Below are 15,188 nucleotides of genomic sequence, written 5' to 3' on the forward strand. Positions count from 1 at the left end.
ACCCCGCCGCTTGCCCGCTGCAATGCCGGCATGAACGAACTGCTGCCGCTGCTGACCTACTGCACGCTGATGTCCGGCACGCCCGGACCCAACAACATGATGCTGGTGGCCAGCGGGGCCCACCACGGCTACCGGCGCACGCTGCCGGCCATCCTGGGCATCAACAGCGGCGGCGCGGTGCAGACCTTCGCCTGCTGCCTGGGGCTGGGCGCGCTGTTCAACGCGTGGCCGGCGGCGCATGCCGCGCTGAAGCTGGCCGGCACGGCCTACATGCTGGTGCTGGCCTGGAAGCTGGCGGGCAGCCCCGCCGCGCAGGACCGGCCGCCCGAGCGCGTGGGCTTTGTCGAGGCGGCGCTGTTCCAGATGGTGAACCCCAAGACGTGGATCAAGTCCGTCACCGTCGCGTCGGTGTTCATGCCCGCCGGCCTCGGCGTCGTGCAAGGCGCGCTGCTCGTCAGCGTTCTCGGGGCCGTCGTCGGCTTCCCGTGCATTTCGATGTGGGCGCTGTTCGGCGTGTGGATCAGCCGCTTCCTGTCCAACGCCACGCGGCGGTGCGCGTTCAATGCCATCATGGCTGCCTCTCTGGCCGTGCTAGCCCTCCTGCTGCTGCGTTGATGTTTTCACTTGATCGCGATTCGCCCACGCCGCTGGCCGACCAGATCGAGCAGCGCCTGCAGGCGCTCATCCTCAGCGCGCAGCTGCCGCCCGGCGCGCGGCTGACATCCATCCGCCAGCTCGCCACCCAGCTGGGCGTCAGCCCCAACACGGTCGTCAGCGCCTACGACCGGCTCGTCGCCGCGGGCGTCATCGACTCGCGTGGCACGGCCGGCTTCTTCGTCGCCGAGGGGCCGGCCAACGCGATGCCCGACGCCGTGCGCGTGGAGGCGGGCGAGGAGCAGGAGGCTGTGTGGCTGGCCCAGCAGGCCAACGACCAGAAGGCCGGCGTGCTGCTGGCCAGCAGCGGTGCGCTGCCGGCCACGTGGCTGGAAGACGCCGTGCCCGCCGCCGCCGTGCAGCGCGGCCTCGCGCGCGCCGCGGCCGGCATGGCCACGCGCTGCCCGCCGCAGGGGCTGCCGGAGCTGCGCGAGCGCATCGCGATGCTGTTGCGTGCGCAGGGCATCGCCGTCGACGCCGGCCGCGTGCTGACGACCTACGGCGGCACGCAGGCCATCGACCTGATCTGCCGCGCCTTCCTGCGCCCCGGCGACGCGGTGGCCGTGGAAACGCCCGGCTACTTCCTGCTGTTCGACCGCCTGCGCCAGGCCGGCGTGACGATCGTGCCGGTGCCGCGCCGGCATGACGGCATCGATCTCGACGCACTGGATGCCGCCTGCACCGAGCACCGCCCGCGCCTGCTCTTCATCCAGAGCGTGCTGCACAACCCGACCGGCTGGGGCAGCACGGCGGCCAACCTGCACCGCGTGCTGATGCTGGCCCAGCGCCACGGCTTCCTCATTGCCGAGGACGACGTGCAGGGCCACTTCCACCCCGGCACGCCGACGCCGCCCACGCGGCTCGCGCAGTTGTCGGGGCTGGACCGCGTCATCTACTACTCCAGCTTCGCCAAGGCCATGAGCCCGGCGCTGCGGCTGGGCTACATGGCCGCCGAGCCGGCACTGTTGAAGGCTTTGCTGCGCGAGAAGATCGTCTCGGTGCTGACGACGGCGGCGCTGAACGAGTTCGTGCTGCTGGAGGTGCTGGCCGCCGGCCGCTGGCGCAAGCACCTGGATCGCCTGCAGCAGCGCCTCGCCGCCGCACGCGTGACGGCCACCCGCCAGCTCCGCGATGCCGGCGTGCTGCTGGAGCACGCGGGCGAGGGCGGGCTGTTCCTGTGGGGAGCGCTGCCGGCCGGCGTGGACGTGGACGGCGTCGTCAAGGAGGCCTTTCGCCGCGGCATCCTGCTGGTGCGCGGCGCGACGTTCGCGGCGGACGGCGCGGCCGACCCGCACCTGCGCTTCAACGCTGCGTTCAGCCAGCAGCCGCGGCTCGCGGAGTTCCTGCGCGAGCAGCTCAGCGCCGCGACGAGCGCGCGTGCCGTCGTGGAGCGGGCCCGCAGCGCTCGGCTGCCTGCCGGCTAAGCCGCGCGACGGCGGCGCTGCCACTGGTCGACCGCGTCGACAACGCCCTCCCACGCGCGCCGGTCGTAGGTGACGGCGGCGAACAGGTTGTCCTGGCTCGGCTGCTGCCGCTGGGCTGTGCTGGCCAGCTGTTCGAGCGGTGCCTGCGCCGCGGCGACGCAGCCGGCCAGGTCGGCGAAGCCCGCGCCCACGCGGTGGAACAGCACGCCGCGGTGCAGTTCCGTGGCCTTCAGCGACGCGGCCTCCACGGCGCGCAGGAACACGCGCGCCCGGCCTTCGCCAAGCAGCTCCACGCACAGCTCGCGGCGCCAGCCGGTCAACGTCTGCTCCGCGGTCAACGTCACCGGGTTCGGGTCGATTTCCAAAGTCATCTCACCAGTCTGCATGCCGCTTCGTGACACGCTGGCGACGGATGTGTCGCGATGCTTCGGCACGAGGTGCTTGAAACGTGGGATGCGACAAGTTGCGCGCTGTTTCCTCAGGCCGGCACGACGCCGACCGCGCTGCCGACGCGGATGACGCCGCCTTCGAGAACGCGCGCCGTCATGCCGCCGTGGCCGCGCATCGCCGCGTAGCCGCCGGGGCCGATGACCTCCTCCATGCGCGAGCAGGGCGCGCAGGGGCCGACGATCTGGATCAGCGCGTCGCCCACGCGCAGCTGCGCGTTCTTCAGCGACAGCAGGTTGATGCCTGACACGACGAGGTTGCGGCGCAGGTCCACCGGGTCGATGGGCCCGCTGCGCGCGAACGCGGCGATCAGCGGCAGGTGCTCAAGCTGGATCAGCGTGACCTGCCGCGTCGACAGCTCGGCCTCGCCGCGTTTGCCCAGTCGGTCGTCGGCGAGGCCGATGCCGGCCAGGGCGGTGGTCTCATCGATGAGACGCGCCCGGTCGCGCGGCGTGCCGCGCACGACGATGGCTTCGACGCGGCCCTGGATGTGCGCGGGCGGGATCATCAGGTCGCGAATGGTCTTCATCCGCCGGAACTTACCTGACGACGCGCTCCCCCGCGCCGGGCCCGGCCCTGCCAAGCCTGAAAACGACGAGGGGCGCCTGCGTGCCCCTCGGGTGATCGGTTGAGTCTTCAGTCGGTCGATGAGATCAGTCGCATCGGCCGTGAATTGACCCGTCGGCGCCGCAGCGCCAGGAGTCAGGCGCCGAGCAGCGCGGAGCTGCCCGGACGGCGGCTCAGCGTTTCGCCAAGCTGGGCGACAACGGCGATGAAGGAGAAGGCGAGCGTGATGATGAGCAGTTCCATTTCTTTCCCTTTGTGTTTCGTTGGTACGCCGCCAGTATAAGGGTTTACACCTGGTAGTCAAGGGTTAACCCTGAAATCGCTTGGGTTGTCATGACGCCGCCACGAGCGACACAACGAGGCTCTATATCAACTGCATATAGGAGAAGCGGAAGAAACAATATTTCAGAACTAGCTGTCCCTCCTAAGCTCCGGACGTTCCTGAACGATCCATGAGCCCATGCGAATCACGAAGCTGACGACCTACCGCGTGCCTCCGCGGTGGATGTTCCTGAAGATTGAGACCGACGAGGGCGTCGTCGGCTGGGGCGAGCCGGTCATCGAGGGCCGCGCGCGCACCGTCGAGGCTGCCGTGCACGAGCTGTCGGAGTACCTGGTGGGCCAGGACCCCTCGCGCATCAACGACCTCTGGCAGGTCATGTACCGCGCCGGCTTCTACCGCGGCGGCCCCATCCTGATGAGCGCCATCGCAGGCATCGACCAGGCGCTGTGGGACATCAAGGGCAAGGTCATGGGCCAGCCCGTCTACGAGCTGCTGGGCGGTCTGGTGCGCGACAAGATGAAGGTGTACTCGTGGGTCGGCGGTGACCGCCCGGCGGACATCATCAACGACATCAAGCGTCTGCGCGAAGGCGGTTTCGACACCTTCAAGATGAACGGTACCGAGGAACTCGGCATCGTCGACAGCGCCCGCAAGGTGGACGAGGCCGTGTCGCGCATTGCCGAGATCCGTGCGGCCTTCGGCCATGACATCGAGTTCGGCATCGACTTCCATGGCCGCGTCGCTGCGCCGATGGCCAAGCCGCTGCTGAAGGCGCTGGAGCCCTACCGCCCGCTGTTCGTCGAGGAGCCGGTGCTGGCCGAGCAGGCCGAGTACTACCCGCGTCTCGCCGAGCAGACGGCCATCCCGCTGGCTGCGGGCGAGCGGATGTTCTCGCGCTTCGACTTCAAGCGCGTGTTCCAGGCCGGCGGCATCTCCATCGTCCAGCCTGACCTGTCGCACGCTGGTGGCATCACCGAGTGCTTCAAGATCGCCAGCATGGCCGAGGCGCACGACGTCGCCTTCGCGCCGCACTGCCCGCTGGGCCCGGTGGCGCTGGCGTCCTGCCTGGCGGTGGACTTCGTGTCCCACAACGCCGTGCTGCAGGAGCAGAGCATGGGCATCCACTACAACAAGGGTGCCGAGCTGCTGGACTTCGTCAAGAACAAGGACGACTTCCGCATCGAGGACGGCTTCATCAACCCGCTGCGCAAGCCGGGCCTGGGTGTCGAGATCGACGAGGAGCGCGTCATCGAAGCCGCGAAGAACCCGCCCGACTGGCGCAACCCGGTCTGGCGCCACGCCGACGGCAGCGTCGCGGAATGGTGATGTCGGCAGCTCGCCTGATTGCGCTGGACTGGGGCAGCACGCGGCTGCGCGCCTTCCTGCTGGGTGACGGCGGTGAAGTGCTGCAGTCGCGCCAGTCTGACGCAGGTGCCGCCACGCTGAAGGGCGCCGAGCAGTACGCCGCCGCGCTGGCCGCACTGGTCGGCGACTGGCGAGCCGACCATCCGCAGCTCAAGCTGCTGGCCTGCGGCATGGTCGGCAGCCAGTACGGCTGGCGCGAGGCGCCCTACGTGCGCTGCCCGGCCGATGCCGCCGCACTGGCCGGCCAGGTGCTGAAGCTGGACGACAGCCTGAGCATCATCCCGGGCCTCGTCGACGACGCGGCCCAGCCCGACGTCATGCGCGGCGAGGAAACGCAGATCGTCGGTGCGCTGGCGCTGCATCCCGAGCTGGCCGCCGAGGCCTGCCTCGTGCTGCCCGGCACGCATTCCAAGTGGGCGCGCATGAAGGCCGGTCGCGTGACCGGCTTCGCCACGCACATGACCGGCGAGCTGTTCGCGCTGCTGCGCCAGCACTCGGTGCTGAACCGCCTGATGCCGGCCGACGGCAGCTCGCCTGCGTCGCCCGAGGCCTTCCTGCAAGGCGTGGACGCCGCGCGGGAAGAGGGCGGCCTGGGCCATCAGCTCTTTGCCGTGCGCACGCTGGGCCTGTTCAACAAGCTCGCCGCCGAGCAACTGCCCGACTACCTCTCCGGCCTGCTGATCGGCCACGAACTGGCGAGCGAACTCAAGGGCGATGCACCGCGCGTCGCGCTGATCGGCGACCCGGCGCTGTGCAGCCGTTACGCCCAGGCGCTGACGCACCTCGGCCAGCCCGAGCCGCTGCTGCTCGACAACACCGCGCCGGCCGGCCTGTGGGCGCTGGCGCAAACCATGAACCTGTGATCCCCGACATGCTCGACGCCGCCCTGAAGCAACTCCCCCTCGTCGCCATCCTGCGCGGCGTCAAGCCCGAAGAGGTCGAGGCCATCGCCGACGCCGTCTATGCCGAGGGCTTCCGCGTCATCGAGGTGCCGCTGAACTCGCCCAACGCGCTGGACAGCATCGGCCGCCTCGCGCGCCGCATGCCGGCCGATGCCGTCGTCGGCGCCGGCACCGTGCTGAGCGTGCAGGCCGTGGCCGACGTGGCGGGCGCGGGCGGCAAGGTCATCGTCATGCCGCATGCCGACGTGGAAGTCATCCGCGCGGCCAAGGCCCGCGGCCTGTACTGCGTGCCGGGTGCGGCCACGCCGACGGAGGCCTTCGCGGCCGTCCATGCCGGTGCCGATGCGGTCAAGCTGTTCCCGGCCGAACTGATCACGCCGGCCATCGTCAAGGCGATGCGTGCCGTGCTGCCGAAGGAGCTGCGCCTGCTGCCCGTCGGCGGCATCACGCCGGACAACATGGGCCCATACGTGAAGGCCGGCGCGGCCGGTTTCGGCCTCGGCTCGGCGCTGTATGCACCCGGCCTGACGGCGGCGGAAGTCGCCCAGCGCGCGCGGGCCTTCGTGGCCGGCTGGCGCGCGCTCTGAATCGACAAAAAACAAAACATCCCGGAGACAACCATGAACCGCATCCGCACGCTGACCGCGGCGCTGCTGGTGGGGGCGCTCGCCCCTGCGGCATTCGCCGACACGCTGAAGCTCGACGCCCGTGCCCCCGTGGCAGTGCCGCAGACGGGCTACCTCAAGCTGGGCACGGCCACCTCGCCCAAGGGTGAGACGCTGGCGGCCAACAGCCAGTACCTGCTGAAGGATGGTAAGCCCTGGCTGCCGGTCATGGGCGAGTACCACTTCAGCCGCGCGCCGGCCTCGCAGTGGGCCGCGGAGCTGCAGCTGATGAAGGCGGCGGGCATCGACATCGTCGCCAGCTACGTGTTCTGGAACCACCACCAGGAGCTGCCTGGCGCGTTCAACTGGAAGGGCAACCGTGACCTGCACCGCTTCGTGCAGTTGGCCCAGGCCGCCGGCCTCAAGGTGGTCGTGCGGCTGGGCCCGTGGGCGCATGGCGAGTCGCGCTACGGCGGCATCCCGGACTGGGTCGTCGACAAGATGCCCACGCGCGGCAACGACCCCGAGTACATGGGCCATGTCGAGAAGCTCTACGCGGAGATCGGCGCGCAGCTCAAGGGCCTGCTGTGGAAGGACGGCGGCCCCGTCATCGGCGTGCAGCTGGAGAACGAATACAACATCCGTGGCGCGGGCCGTGGCGAGGAACACATCAGCGCGTTGAAGAAGCTGGCACTCAAGGCCGGCATGGATGTGCCGCTCTACACGGTGACCGGCTGGGACGGCACGGTGTACCCGTCCGGCGAGGTCACGCCCGTGTTCGGCGGCTACCCCGACGAGCCGTGGGCCACCAGCACGAAGGAGCTGCCGCCGAAGGAGACGCATGCGTTCCGCTTCGACACCCGCGTCAGCGGCGACCTTGGCGCGCAGACCCAGGCCCACCAGCCCGGCACCGCCGAGACCGACAAGGACAAGGTGCCCTTCCTCGGCGCCGAGTACGGCCCCGGCCTGCCGGCCATGTACCGCCGCCGCACGCTGGTGTCGCCGGACGACATCGCCGCCATGCTGCCGGTGCAGCTCGGCTCGGGCGTCAACCTGTTCGGCTACTACATGTTCCACGGCGGCCGCAACCCGGTTGGCGTCGGCGGCACGGGCCTGGAGGAGAGCACGCTCAGCGGCGGCTACAACGACGTGCCGCGCATCAGCTACGACTTCCAGGCACCGCTGGGCCCGGACGGCCAGCAGCGCCCGGTGCTGACCAAGCTGCGCCCCTTCCACTACTTCCTGCGCGACTACGGCGGCCAGCTCGCGACGATGACCGTGCGCCAGCCCGAGCGCTCGCCGGCCAACCCGGCCGATCTGCAGACGCCGCGCTGGTCGGTCCGCAGCAACGGCGACAGCGGCTTCCTGTTCTTCAACAACCATGTGCGCCAGTACCCGATGCCGACGCAGACGGCGACGCAGTTCGAGGTGCAGCTGCCGGGTGGCACGGTGACGCTGCCCAGCGCGCCGGTCGACATCCCCAACGGCGCCTACTTCGTCTGGCCGCTCAACCTCGACCTCGATGGCGTCAAGCTGCGTTATGCGACGGCCCAGCCGGTCGTGCGCGTTGATGCGGGCGCGTACGGCATCGTCCATGTGTTCGCGACGACGGCCGGCATCCCTGCCGAGTTCGCGCTGCCCGACGGCGTGAAGACGCTGGAGCGTGATTCGCGGCTTCAGCGAGTTGGGACGAGCAACGGTCGTGCCGTCAGCGTGCTGCTGCTGTCTCCTGAGGAAGCCGAGCAGCTCAGCGTGCTGAACATCGCCGGTCAGCGGCGTTTGGTGTTTAGCAATCAGCAGGTATGGGTTGCGGACGGCAAGCTGCAGCTGCGCGGTGTTGGCCCGCAAGCGCTCCAAGCTGCTGTCTTCCCGGCGTTGTCTAAACCGCGCGCGGCCGGGCTGCATGTCGAGCAGGACGGCGGCCTATGGCAACAGCTTGTGGTGGCTGGAGACAACACCCAGCCTGCGCTGCAGGTCAGCGTCACCCGCAAGGCGGGCAATGCGCCCAAGGTGCTGAAAGGCGGCCTGGCCGGCGCAGCCGTGCAACCGGTGCCCGAGGCCTTCGCCACCGCCGCGACCTGGGCGCTGAAGCTGCCCGCGAAGCCGGCTGCCGGTGCCGAGGACGTGTTGCTGGAGCTGGACTTCGTCGGCGACATCGGCCGCGTCTTTTCCGGCACGACCATGCTGGACGACTGGTACTACAACGGCCAGAAGTGGCAGATCGGCCTGCGCCAGTTCAAGCTGAAGCCGGGCGCGGAGCTGCAGCTCAGCGTGCTGCCGCTGCGTGCCGACGCGCCGGTCTACATCGACGCTGCCCACCGCCCCGCCTTCGCCGCCGGCCAGACCCAGGTCGCCGAGCTGCGCGGTGCTCGGCTGCTGACGGTGCGCCGCGTCAGCATCACTCCTTGAACTATCAGAAAACTGGATAGTTAAGACCCGATATTCGATTAGTGCGGAATGGAACAGATCCGTAACTTACGGGTTGCCGACCACTGCGAGTCGGTCGGGCGGCACGGCTGCAGCCCGACGAAACCCGGAGATCGTCTCTTGTTCCGCCGTCCCCTGTTCCTGGCCTGTTGCCACGCCGTCAGCCTGCACCTGGATCTCTGATGAAGCCCACCGGCGAACTCGACCTCGCGCTGCCGCAAGGCGCCACCCTTGGCGAAGGGCTGCTGTGGCAGCGCGGCCGCTGGTGGTGGACCGACATCGAGGCGTCCACGCTGAACGCGTGGCGCCCCGGGCAGGGCGCCGTCGAGTCCTGCCGGCTGCCGGACCGGCTGGGCAGCTTCGCGCACTGCCGCTCCGGCCGCGTGCTGCTGGGTCTGGCCAAGCGGCTGGCCATCGCCTCGCTCGGCGACGGCCTGGAGCTGGCGCAGCTGCAGACGCTGGCACCGGTGGACGCCGCGGAGTCGCGCACCCGCGTCAACGACGGCCGCACCGACCGGCGTGGCTGCTTCGTGTTCGGCACGCTGAACGAGGCCAGGGAGAAGCGGCCCATCGGCAGCTTCTACCAGTTCTCGCTGCAGTACGGCCTGCGCCGCCTCGCGCTGCCGGCCGTGGCCATCGCCAACAGCATCTGCTTCAGCCTCGACGGCCGCACGATGTACTTCTGCGACACGCTGACCCAGCGCATCCAGCAGTGCGACTACGACGCCGAGACCGCGCAGGTCGACAACGTGCGGCTGTTCACGCAGATGGACAACGCCGAGGCCTGGCCCGACGGCTCCGTCATCGACGCCGAGGGCTGCCTGTGGAACGCGCAGTGGGGCGCGGGCCGTGTGGCACGCTACGACCCCTCGGGCCAGCTGATGAGCGTCTACACCGCTGCAGCAGCCCACACCACCTGCCCCGCCATCGGTGGCGAAGGCATGGACCAGTTGATGCTCACCAGCGCCCGCACGGAGCTGGGCCGCGATGCGCTTGCCGCGCAGCCGCTGTCCGGCAGCCTGTTCGGGCTGCGCCTGCCGAAGGCGCTGGGTGTGCCCGATACCCTGTTTGAAGATTGATAGGAGACGAGACCATGAACATGCAACGACGCGCCGCTCTCACCCTGGCCCTGCTGGCCGCCACGCCCTTCGCGGCGCAAGCCGCGGAACCGGTCAAGGTCGGCTTCCTCGTCAAGCAGGCCGAGGAACCCTGGTTCCAGGACGAATGGAAGTTCGCCGAACAAGCCGCCAAGGAGAAGGGCTTCACGCTCGTCAAGATCGGCGTGCCCAACGGCGAGAAGACGCTGGCCGCCATCGACAACCTGGCCGCGCAGAAGGCTGTCGGCTTCGTCATCTGCGCGCCCGACGTGAAGCTGGGCGTGGCCATCAACCGCGCCGCCAAGCGCAACAACCTGAAGGTCATGTCCGTGGACGACCAGCTCGTCGACGGCGCCGGCAAGCCCATCGCCGACATCCCGCACATGGGCATCTCCGGCTACGAGATCGGCAAGCAGGTCGGCGCCGGCCTGCTGGCCGAGATCAAGGCCCGCGGCTGGAAGCTCGACGAGGTCGGCGTGCTGCGCGTCGCCTACGACCAACTGCCCACCGGCCATGACCGCACGATGGGCGCCGCCGACGCGCTGAAGGCCGCCGGCATCCCGGCCGCCAACGTCGTCGACGCGCCGCAAGCCAAGACCGACACCGAGAGCGCCTTCAACGCCGCCAACATCGCCTTCACGAAGAACGCCAAGTTCAAGAAGTGGGTGGCCTTCGGCCTCAACGACGAAGCTGCGCTGGGCGCCGTGCGCGCGGCGGAAGGCCGTGGCATCAAGCACGACGCGATGCTGGCGATTGGCATCGGTGGCAGCCAGACGGCGCTGAACGAGTTCACCAAGCCCACGCCCACCGCCTTCTTCGGCACCGTGCTGATCAGCCCCAAGCGCCATGGCTACGAGACGGCCATCGCCGTCTACGAATGGGCCACGAAGGGCAAGCAGCCGCCCCCGGTCACGCTGACCAGCGGCACGCTGATGACGCGCCAGAACCAGGCCGAACTCAGAAAGCAAATGGGTCTGTAAATGTCTGTCTTGCAGTTCGACAACATCACGAAGACCTTCCCCGGCGTCAAGGCGCTGAACGGGGTGAGCTTCGAGGCGCACGCGGGCCAGGTCATGGGCCTGCTCGGCGAGAACGGCGCGGGCAAGAGCACGCTGCTGAAGATCCTGGGCGGCCAGTACAAGCCCGACGGCGGCCGCCTGCTGCTGGAAGGCCAGGAGCGCCACTTCACATCGGCTGGCGACGCCATCGCCGCCGGCGTGGCCATCATCCACCAGGAGCTGCAGTACGTCGCCGAGCTGACCGTGGCCGAGAACGTGCTGTTGGGCCGCCTGCCCACGCGCTTCGGCCTGGTGGACCACAAGGCCGCGCGCAAGATGGTGGCCGAGCAGCTGGCCAACATCGGCGTGGACCTGGACCCGGCCGCGCGCCTGTCGGACCTGTCCATCGCGCAGCGCCAGATGGTGGAGATCTGCAAGGCCGTCATGCAGGACGCCAAGGTCATCGCGTTCGACGAGCCCACTAGCAGCCTGTCGCACCGCGAGACCGAGATCCTGTTCAAGCTCGTCAAGCGCCTGCGTGCCGAGGGCCGCACGCTGATCTACATCTCGCACCGGCTCGAAGAGCTGTACGAGCTGTGCGATGCCTGCACGATCTTCCGCGACGGCCGCAAGATCGTCACGCACGACGTCATGGCCGACGTGCCGCGCGAGCGGCTCATCTCCGACATGGTCGGCCGCGAACTGCAGGACATTTACGACTACCGCACCCGCCAGCAAGGCCCGATGCGCCTGGAAGCGCGCGGCCTGCACAGCGAGCGCCTGCCCGAGCCGCTGAGCTTCGCGATGCGCGGCGGCGAGGTGCTGGGCTTCTTCGGGCTCGTCGGCGCCGGCCGCAGCGAGCTGATGCGCCTGCTCTACGGCGCCGACTCGCGCCGCGGCGGCGAGGTGCTGCTGGACGGCGCCCGCGTGGCCGCGAGCAGCCCGGCCGACGCGATTGCCGCCGGCATCGTGCTGTGCCCGGAGGACCGCAAGGAGCAGGGCATCCTGGCCCATTCGTCGGTCGCCGAGAACATCAACATCAGTTGCCGCCGCCACGGCCTGGCGGGCGGCGTATTCCTGCGCCACGGCCAGGAGGCGCAGCGCGCCGACGACTTCATCAAGAAGCTGCGCATCAAGACGCCCAACCGCGAGCAGGAGATCCGCTTGCTGTCGGGCGGCAACCAGCAGAAGGTCATCCTGGCGCGCTGGCTGGCCGAGCCGGGGCTCAAGGTGCTCATCCTCGACGAGCCGACGCGCGGCATCGACGTGGGTGCCAAGAACGAGATCTACAAGATCATCCACGACGTCGCCGCCTCGGGCTGCTGCGTCATCGTCATCTCCAGCGAGCTGCCCGAGGTGCTGGGCATCTCCGACCGCCTCATCGTGATGCGTGACGGCCGCATCAGCGGCGAGCTGGCCCGCGCCGATGCCAGCGAGACCGCCGCACTCGCGCTTGCACTGCCTGACGGAGCGCCTGCCGCGCCTGTCCACTGATCATGAACACGACCACCCAAACGACCGCCGCCGCGCCCAGCTCCGCCATGAACAACAAGTCCCGCGCCCTGCTCAAGGAGCACAGCATGACGCTGGGCTATGCCCTGCTGTTCGCCGTGCTGGCCGTTACCGTCGAGAACTTCTTCTCCGGCGCCAACATCGTCGGCCTGCTGCTGTCGGTCGCGCAGATCGGCATGGTCGCCTGCACGATGATGCTGTGTCTGGCCTCGCGGGACTTCGACCTCTCCGTCGGCTCCACCATCGCCTTCGCCGGCGTGCTGGGCGCGATGGTGCTGGAGCGCACCGGCAGCGTCGCCGCCGCCATCGGTGGCGGCCTGGCTGCAGGTGCGCTGATCGGCGCGTTCAACGGCGTGCTGATCGCCTACCTGCGCGTCAACGCGCTGATCGCCACGCTGGCGACGATGCTGATGGTGCGCGGCCTCGCGTTCATCGCCTCGCAAGGCCAGGCCGTGGGCATCGCGGACGAGGGCTTCATCTCCTTCGGCGACACGACCTTCCTGGGCCTGCCGCTGCCCATCTGGCTGACGGGGTTCTGCTTCCTCATCTTCGGCGTGCTGCTCAACCACACGGTCTTCGGCCGCAACACGCTGGCCATCGGCGGCAACCCGGAAGCCGCACGGCTGGCCGGCGTGCGCGTCGAGCGCCTGCGCGTGTGGATCTTCCTGCTGCAGGGCGTGGTCACCGCGCTGGCCGGCCTCGTGCTGTCGGCCCGCATCACCAGCGGCCAGCCCAACGCGGCTACCGGCTTCGAGCTGGACGTCATCTCCGCCTGCGTGCTGGGCGGCGTGTCGCTGCAGGGCGGCAAGGCGCGCATCTTCGGCGTCGTCATCGGCGTGCTCATCATGGGCACGGTCGAGAACGTCATGAACCTGCTCAACGTCGATGCGTTCTACCAGTACCTCGTGCGCGGCCTGATCCTGCTGGCGGCCGTTCTTCTCGACCAACTGAAGACCCGTGGCGAACGCCGTTCTTGATCGCCGCACGCTGCTTGCTGCTGCGCTCGCCAGCGCGCTGCCCGCACACGCTGCGAAAGCGCCGCTGCTGGCCGGCGGCGACATCTCCGCGCTGACGTGGATGGAGCATGCCGGCGCGGTCTACAAGGACCGTGACGGCAAGCCCGGCGACTGCCTGGAGATCCTGAAGCGCTACGGCCACAACATCGTGCGCATCCGGATGTACGACCGCACCGGGCCGGGTACCGGCAACGACGGCTGGTACTGGCCCGCCGGCTCGATGGACCTGGCCGACGTGCTGCGGCTGGCTCGGCGCGCCAAGGCGCAGGGCATGCAGATCCAGTTCACGCTGCACTACAGCGACTTCTGGACCAATTCCAAGACGCAGACGCCGCCCACCGCCTGGCGCAAGGCGCTGGACACGCTGGGCGACGACACGGCCCGCTTCGAGCGCCTGCTGGCCTTCGTGGAGGCGCGCAGCCGCCTCGTCGTCAAGGCGCTGGTGGACCAGGGCACGCCGCCCGAATTCGTGTCGCTCGGCAACGAGATCGAGCACGGCCTGCTCTACCCCTGGGGCAGCACCAGCAACTGGCAGCGCCTGGGCGCCATCCTGAAGGCCGGCTACGCCGGCGTGAAGGCGGCCCACCCGGCGGCCAAGATCGTGCTGCACCTGGACGATGGCGGCAACGAGGCCAAGTACATCGACTGGTTCGACCATGCGCGCGAGCAAGGCGTGAAGTGGGACGTCATCGGCCCGTCCTACTACCCGTTCTGGACGAAGAAGAACGTCAGCCAGTTGATGAGCTTCTGCGACACGGTCTCGGCCCGCTACGACAGCGACATGCTCGTCATGGAAGCCGGCTTCAACTTCGCGCCCAACCGCGCCGACGGCTGGCCCGGCCAGCTGGAGAACAACGGCCCTTACCCGGCCAGCATGAGCAGCCCCGAAGGGCAGCGCGACTTCATGGCCGAACTGCTGGGCGCCTGCAAGGCGCACCCCCGCGTGCTGGGCGTCCTGTACTGGGACCCGATCTTCATCGCCAACCGCAACGTCGGCTGGGCGCTGAAGGAAGGCACCGGCGAGCCCGGGCCCAACGTCGTCTCCAACACCACCCTGTTCGACTTCAAGGGCCGGGCGCTGCCCGTGCTCGACATCTGGAAGCAGTACACGCAATGAGTTCCCTCTCCCGTCGCCTGCAAGGCAAGGTCGCCCTCGTCACCGGCTCCACCCAGGGCATCGGCAAGGCCATCGCCCGTCTGTTCGTCGCCGAGGGCGCCAAGGTCATCCTGAATGGCCTGGCCGGCGATGCGGCGCTGGCCGCAGAGCTCATCCGGGAGCTGGGTGAAGACAACGCGATGTTCGTCCCGGCCGACATCTCCGACGAGGCCGCCGTGCAGGCCATGGCCGCCCAGGGCGCTGCGCGCTTCGGTGCGATCAACGTGCTCATCAACAACGCCGGCATGGACGTCTTCGCCGAGCCGCTGGCGATGACGTCGGCCCAGTGGCAGCGCTGCCTGGCCGTGGACCTCGAGGGTGCGCTGCACTGCGCCCGCGCCGTGCTGCCGGGCATGCTGGCGGGCGGCGGCGGCAGCATCGTCAACGTCGCCTCCGTGCACGGCCATCGCATCATCCCGAACGCCTTCCCCTACCCGGTCGCCAAGCATGCGCTGATCGGCATGACCAAGGCGCTGGGCATCCAGTACGCGGCGCAGAACGTGCGCGTGAACTCGATCTCGCCGGGCCTTATCCTGTCCGAGCGCGTCGTCGAGTGGCTGGCCAGCGACCCGGAAGCCGCCAAGCGCCAGGTCGAGCTGCTGCCACCCAAGCGCGTCGGCGAGCCCATCGAGGTTGCCTACACTGCGCTGTTCCTGGCCAGCGACGAGGCGCGTTTCATCAACGCCACGGACATCCTCATCGACGGCGGCCGTTCTCAGCTGTACCACGAGTAGC

The 15,188-nt window shown here is 69.2% G+C and carries 14 protein-coding genes; 12 read left to right on the forward strand and 2 right to left on the reverse strand.

Annotation, left to right across the window (positions count from 1 at the left end):
- Window positions 1–30: 30 nt before the first annotated feature.
- Window positions 31–615 (forward strand): LysE family translocator, encoded by a 585-nt coding sequence (locus ACG04R_RS15175; protein WP_394412070.1) that lies wholly within the window; start codon window positions 31–33, stop codon window positions 613–615.
- Entirely contained in the window at window positions 615–2,078 is a 1,464-nt protein-coding gene (locus ACG04R_RS15180) for an aminotransferase-like domain-containing protein (RefSeq protein WP_394412073.1), read from the forward strand. Before ACG04R_RS15175 ends, ACG04R_RS15180 begins: the two co-directional genes overlap by 1 nt.
- On the opposite strand, the gene ACG04R_RS15185 is transcribed toward ACG04R_RS15180, so the two are convergent.
- The gene (locus ACG04R_RS15185) at window positions 2,075–2,449 is read right to left on the reverse strand and encodes a hypothetical protein (protein ID WP_394412076.1); all 375 of its coding nucleotides are present in this window, start codon (window positions 2,447–2,449) and stop codon (window positions 2,075–2,077) included. The genes ACG04R_RS15180 and ACG04R_RS15185 overlap by 4 nt on opposite strands.
- 107 nt (window positions 2,450–2,556) lie before the next feature.
- Window positions 2,557–3,054 (reverse strand): MOSC domain-containing protein, encoded by a 498-nt coding sequence (locus ACG04R_RS15190; RefSeq protein WP_394412079.1) that lies wholly within the window; start codon window positions 3,052–3,054, stop codon window positions 2,557–2,559.
- A gap of 498 nt (window positions 3,055–3,552) precedes the next feature.
- Between ACG04R_RS15190 and dgoD the strand changes: the two genes are divergently transcribed.
- From dgoD to ACG04R_RS15240, 10 genes are all read left to right on the forward strand, one after another.
- On the forward strand, window positions 3,553–4,701 hold the full coding sequence (gene dgoD, locus ACG04R_RS15195; RefSeq protein ID WP_394412082.1) for a galactonate dehydratase: 1,149 nt from the start codon (window positions 3,553–3,555) through the stop codon (window positions 4,699–4,701).
- Window positions 4,701–5,603 carry a 2-dehydro-3-deoxygalactonokinase gene (locus ACG04R_RS15200; protein WP_394412085.1) on the forward strand — a complete coding sequence of 301 codons (903 nt, stop codon included), beginning with the start codon at window positions 4,701–4,703 and terminating at the stop codon, window positions 5,601–5,603. The genes dgoD and ACG04R_RS15200 overlap by 1 nt, the downstream gene beginning before the upstream one ends.
- A gap of 8 nt (window positions 5,604–5,611) precedes the next feature.
- Entirely contained in the window at window positions 5,612–6,229 is a 618-nt protein-coding gene (locus ACG04R_RS15205; RefSeq protein ID WP_394412088.1) for a 2-dehydro-3-deoxy-6-phosphogalactonate aldolase, read from the forward strand.
- Window positions 6,230–6,262: 33 nt separating this feature from the next.
- A complete protein-coding gene (locus ACG04R_RS15210) occupies window positions 6,263–8,656 on the forward strand; it encodes a beta-galactosidase (RefSeq protein WP_394412091.1) in 2,394 nt (797 codons plus the stop codon).
- 200 nt (window positions 8,657–8,856) lie between these two features.
- Window positions 8,857–9,753, forward strand: coding sequence for an SMP-30/gluconolactonase/LRE family protein (locus tag ACG04R_RS15215; protein WP_394412094.1), 897 nt, complete (start codon window positions 8,857–8,859; stop codon window positions 9,751–9,753).
- Between the two features lie 20 nt (window positions 9,754–9,773).
- Window positions 9,774–10,751 carry an arabinose ABC transporter substrate-binding protein gene (locus tag ACG04R_RS15220; RefSeq protein ID WP_394412683.1) on the forward strand — a complete coding sequence of 326 codons (978 nt, stop codon included), beginning with the start codon at window positions 9,774–9,776 and terminating at the stop codon, window positions 10,749–10,751.
- The gene (araG, locus tag ACG04R_RS15225; RefSeq protein ID WP_394412097.1) at window positions 10,752–12,263 is read left to right on the forward strand and encodes an L-arabinose ABC transporter ATP-binding protein AraG; all 1,512 of its coding nucleotides are present in this window, start codon (window positions 10,752–10,754) and stop codon (window positions 12,261–12,263) included.
- A gap of 2 nt (window positions 12,264–12,265) precedes the next feature.
- A complete protein-coding gene (gene araH, locus ACG04R_RS15230) occupies window positions 12,266–13,258 on the forward strand; it encodes an L-arabinose ABC transporter permease AraH (protein ID WP_394412100.1) in 993 nt (330 codons plus the stop codon).
- Window positions 13,239–14,414, forward strand: a complete 1,176-nt coding sequence (locus tag ACG04R_RS15235; RefSeq protein WP_394412103.1) for a glycosyl hydrolase 53 family protein — start codon at window positions 13,239–13,241, stop codon at window positions 14,412–14,414. The genes araH and ACG04R_RS15235 overlap by 20 nt, the downstream gene beginning before the upstream one ends.
- Complete coding sequence (locus tag ACG04R_RS15240) at window positions 14,411–15,187, forward strand: SDR family oxidoreductase (protein WP_394412106.1); 777 nt, start codon at window positions 14,411–14,413, stop codon at window positions 15,185–15,187. The genes ACG04R_RS15235 and ACG04R_RS15240 overlap by 4 nt, the downstream gene beginning before the upstream one ends.
- The last annotated feature ends 1 nt before the right edge of the window (window position 15,188 follow it).

The organism is Pelomonas candidula (assembly GCF_043555985.1).
Taxonomy (GTDB): Bacteria; Pseudomonadota; Gammaproteobacteria; order Burkholderiales; family Burkholderiaceae_C; genus Pelomonas; species Pelomonas candidula.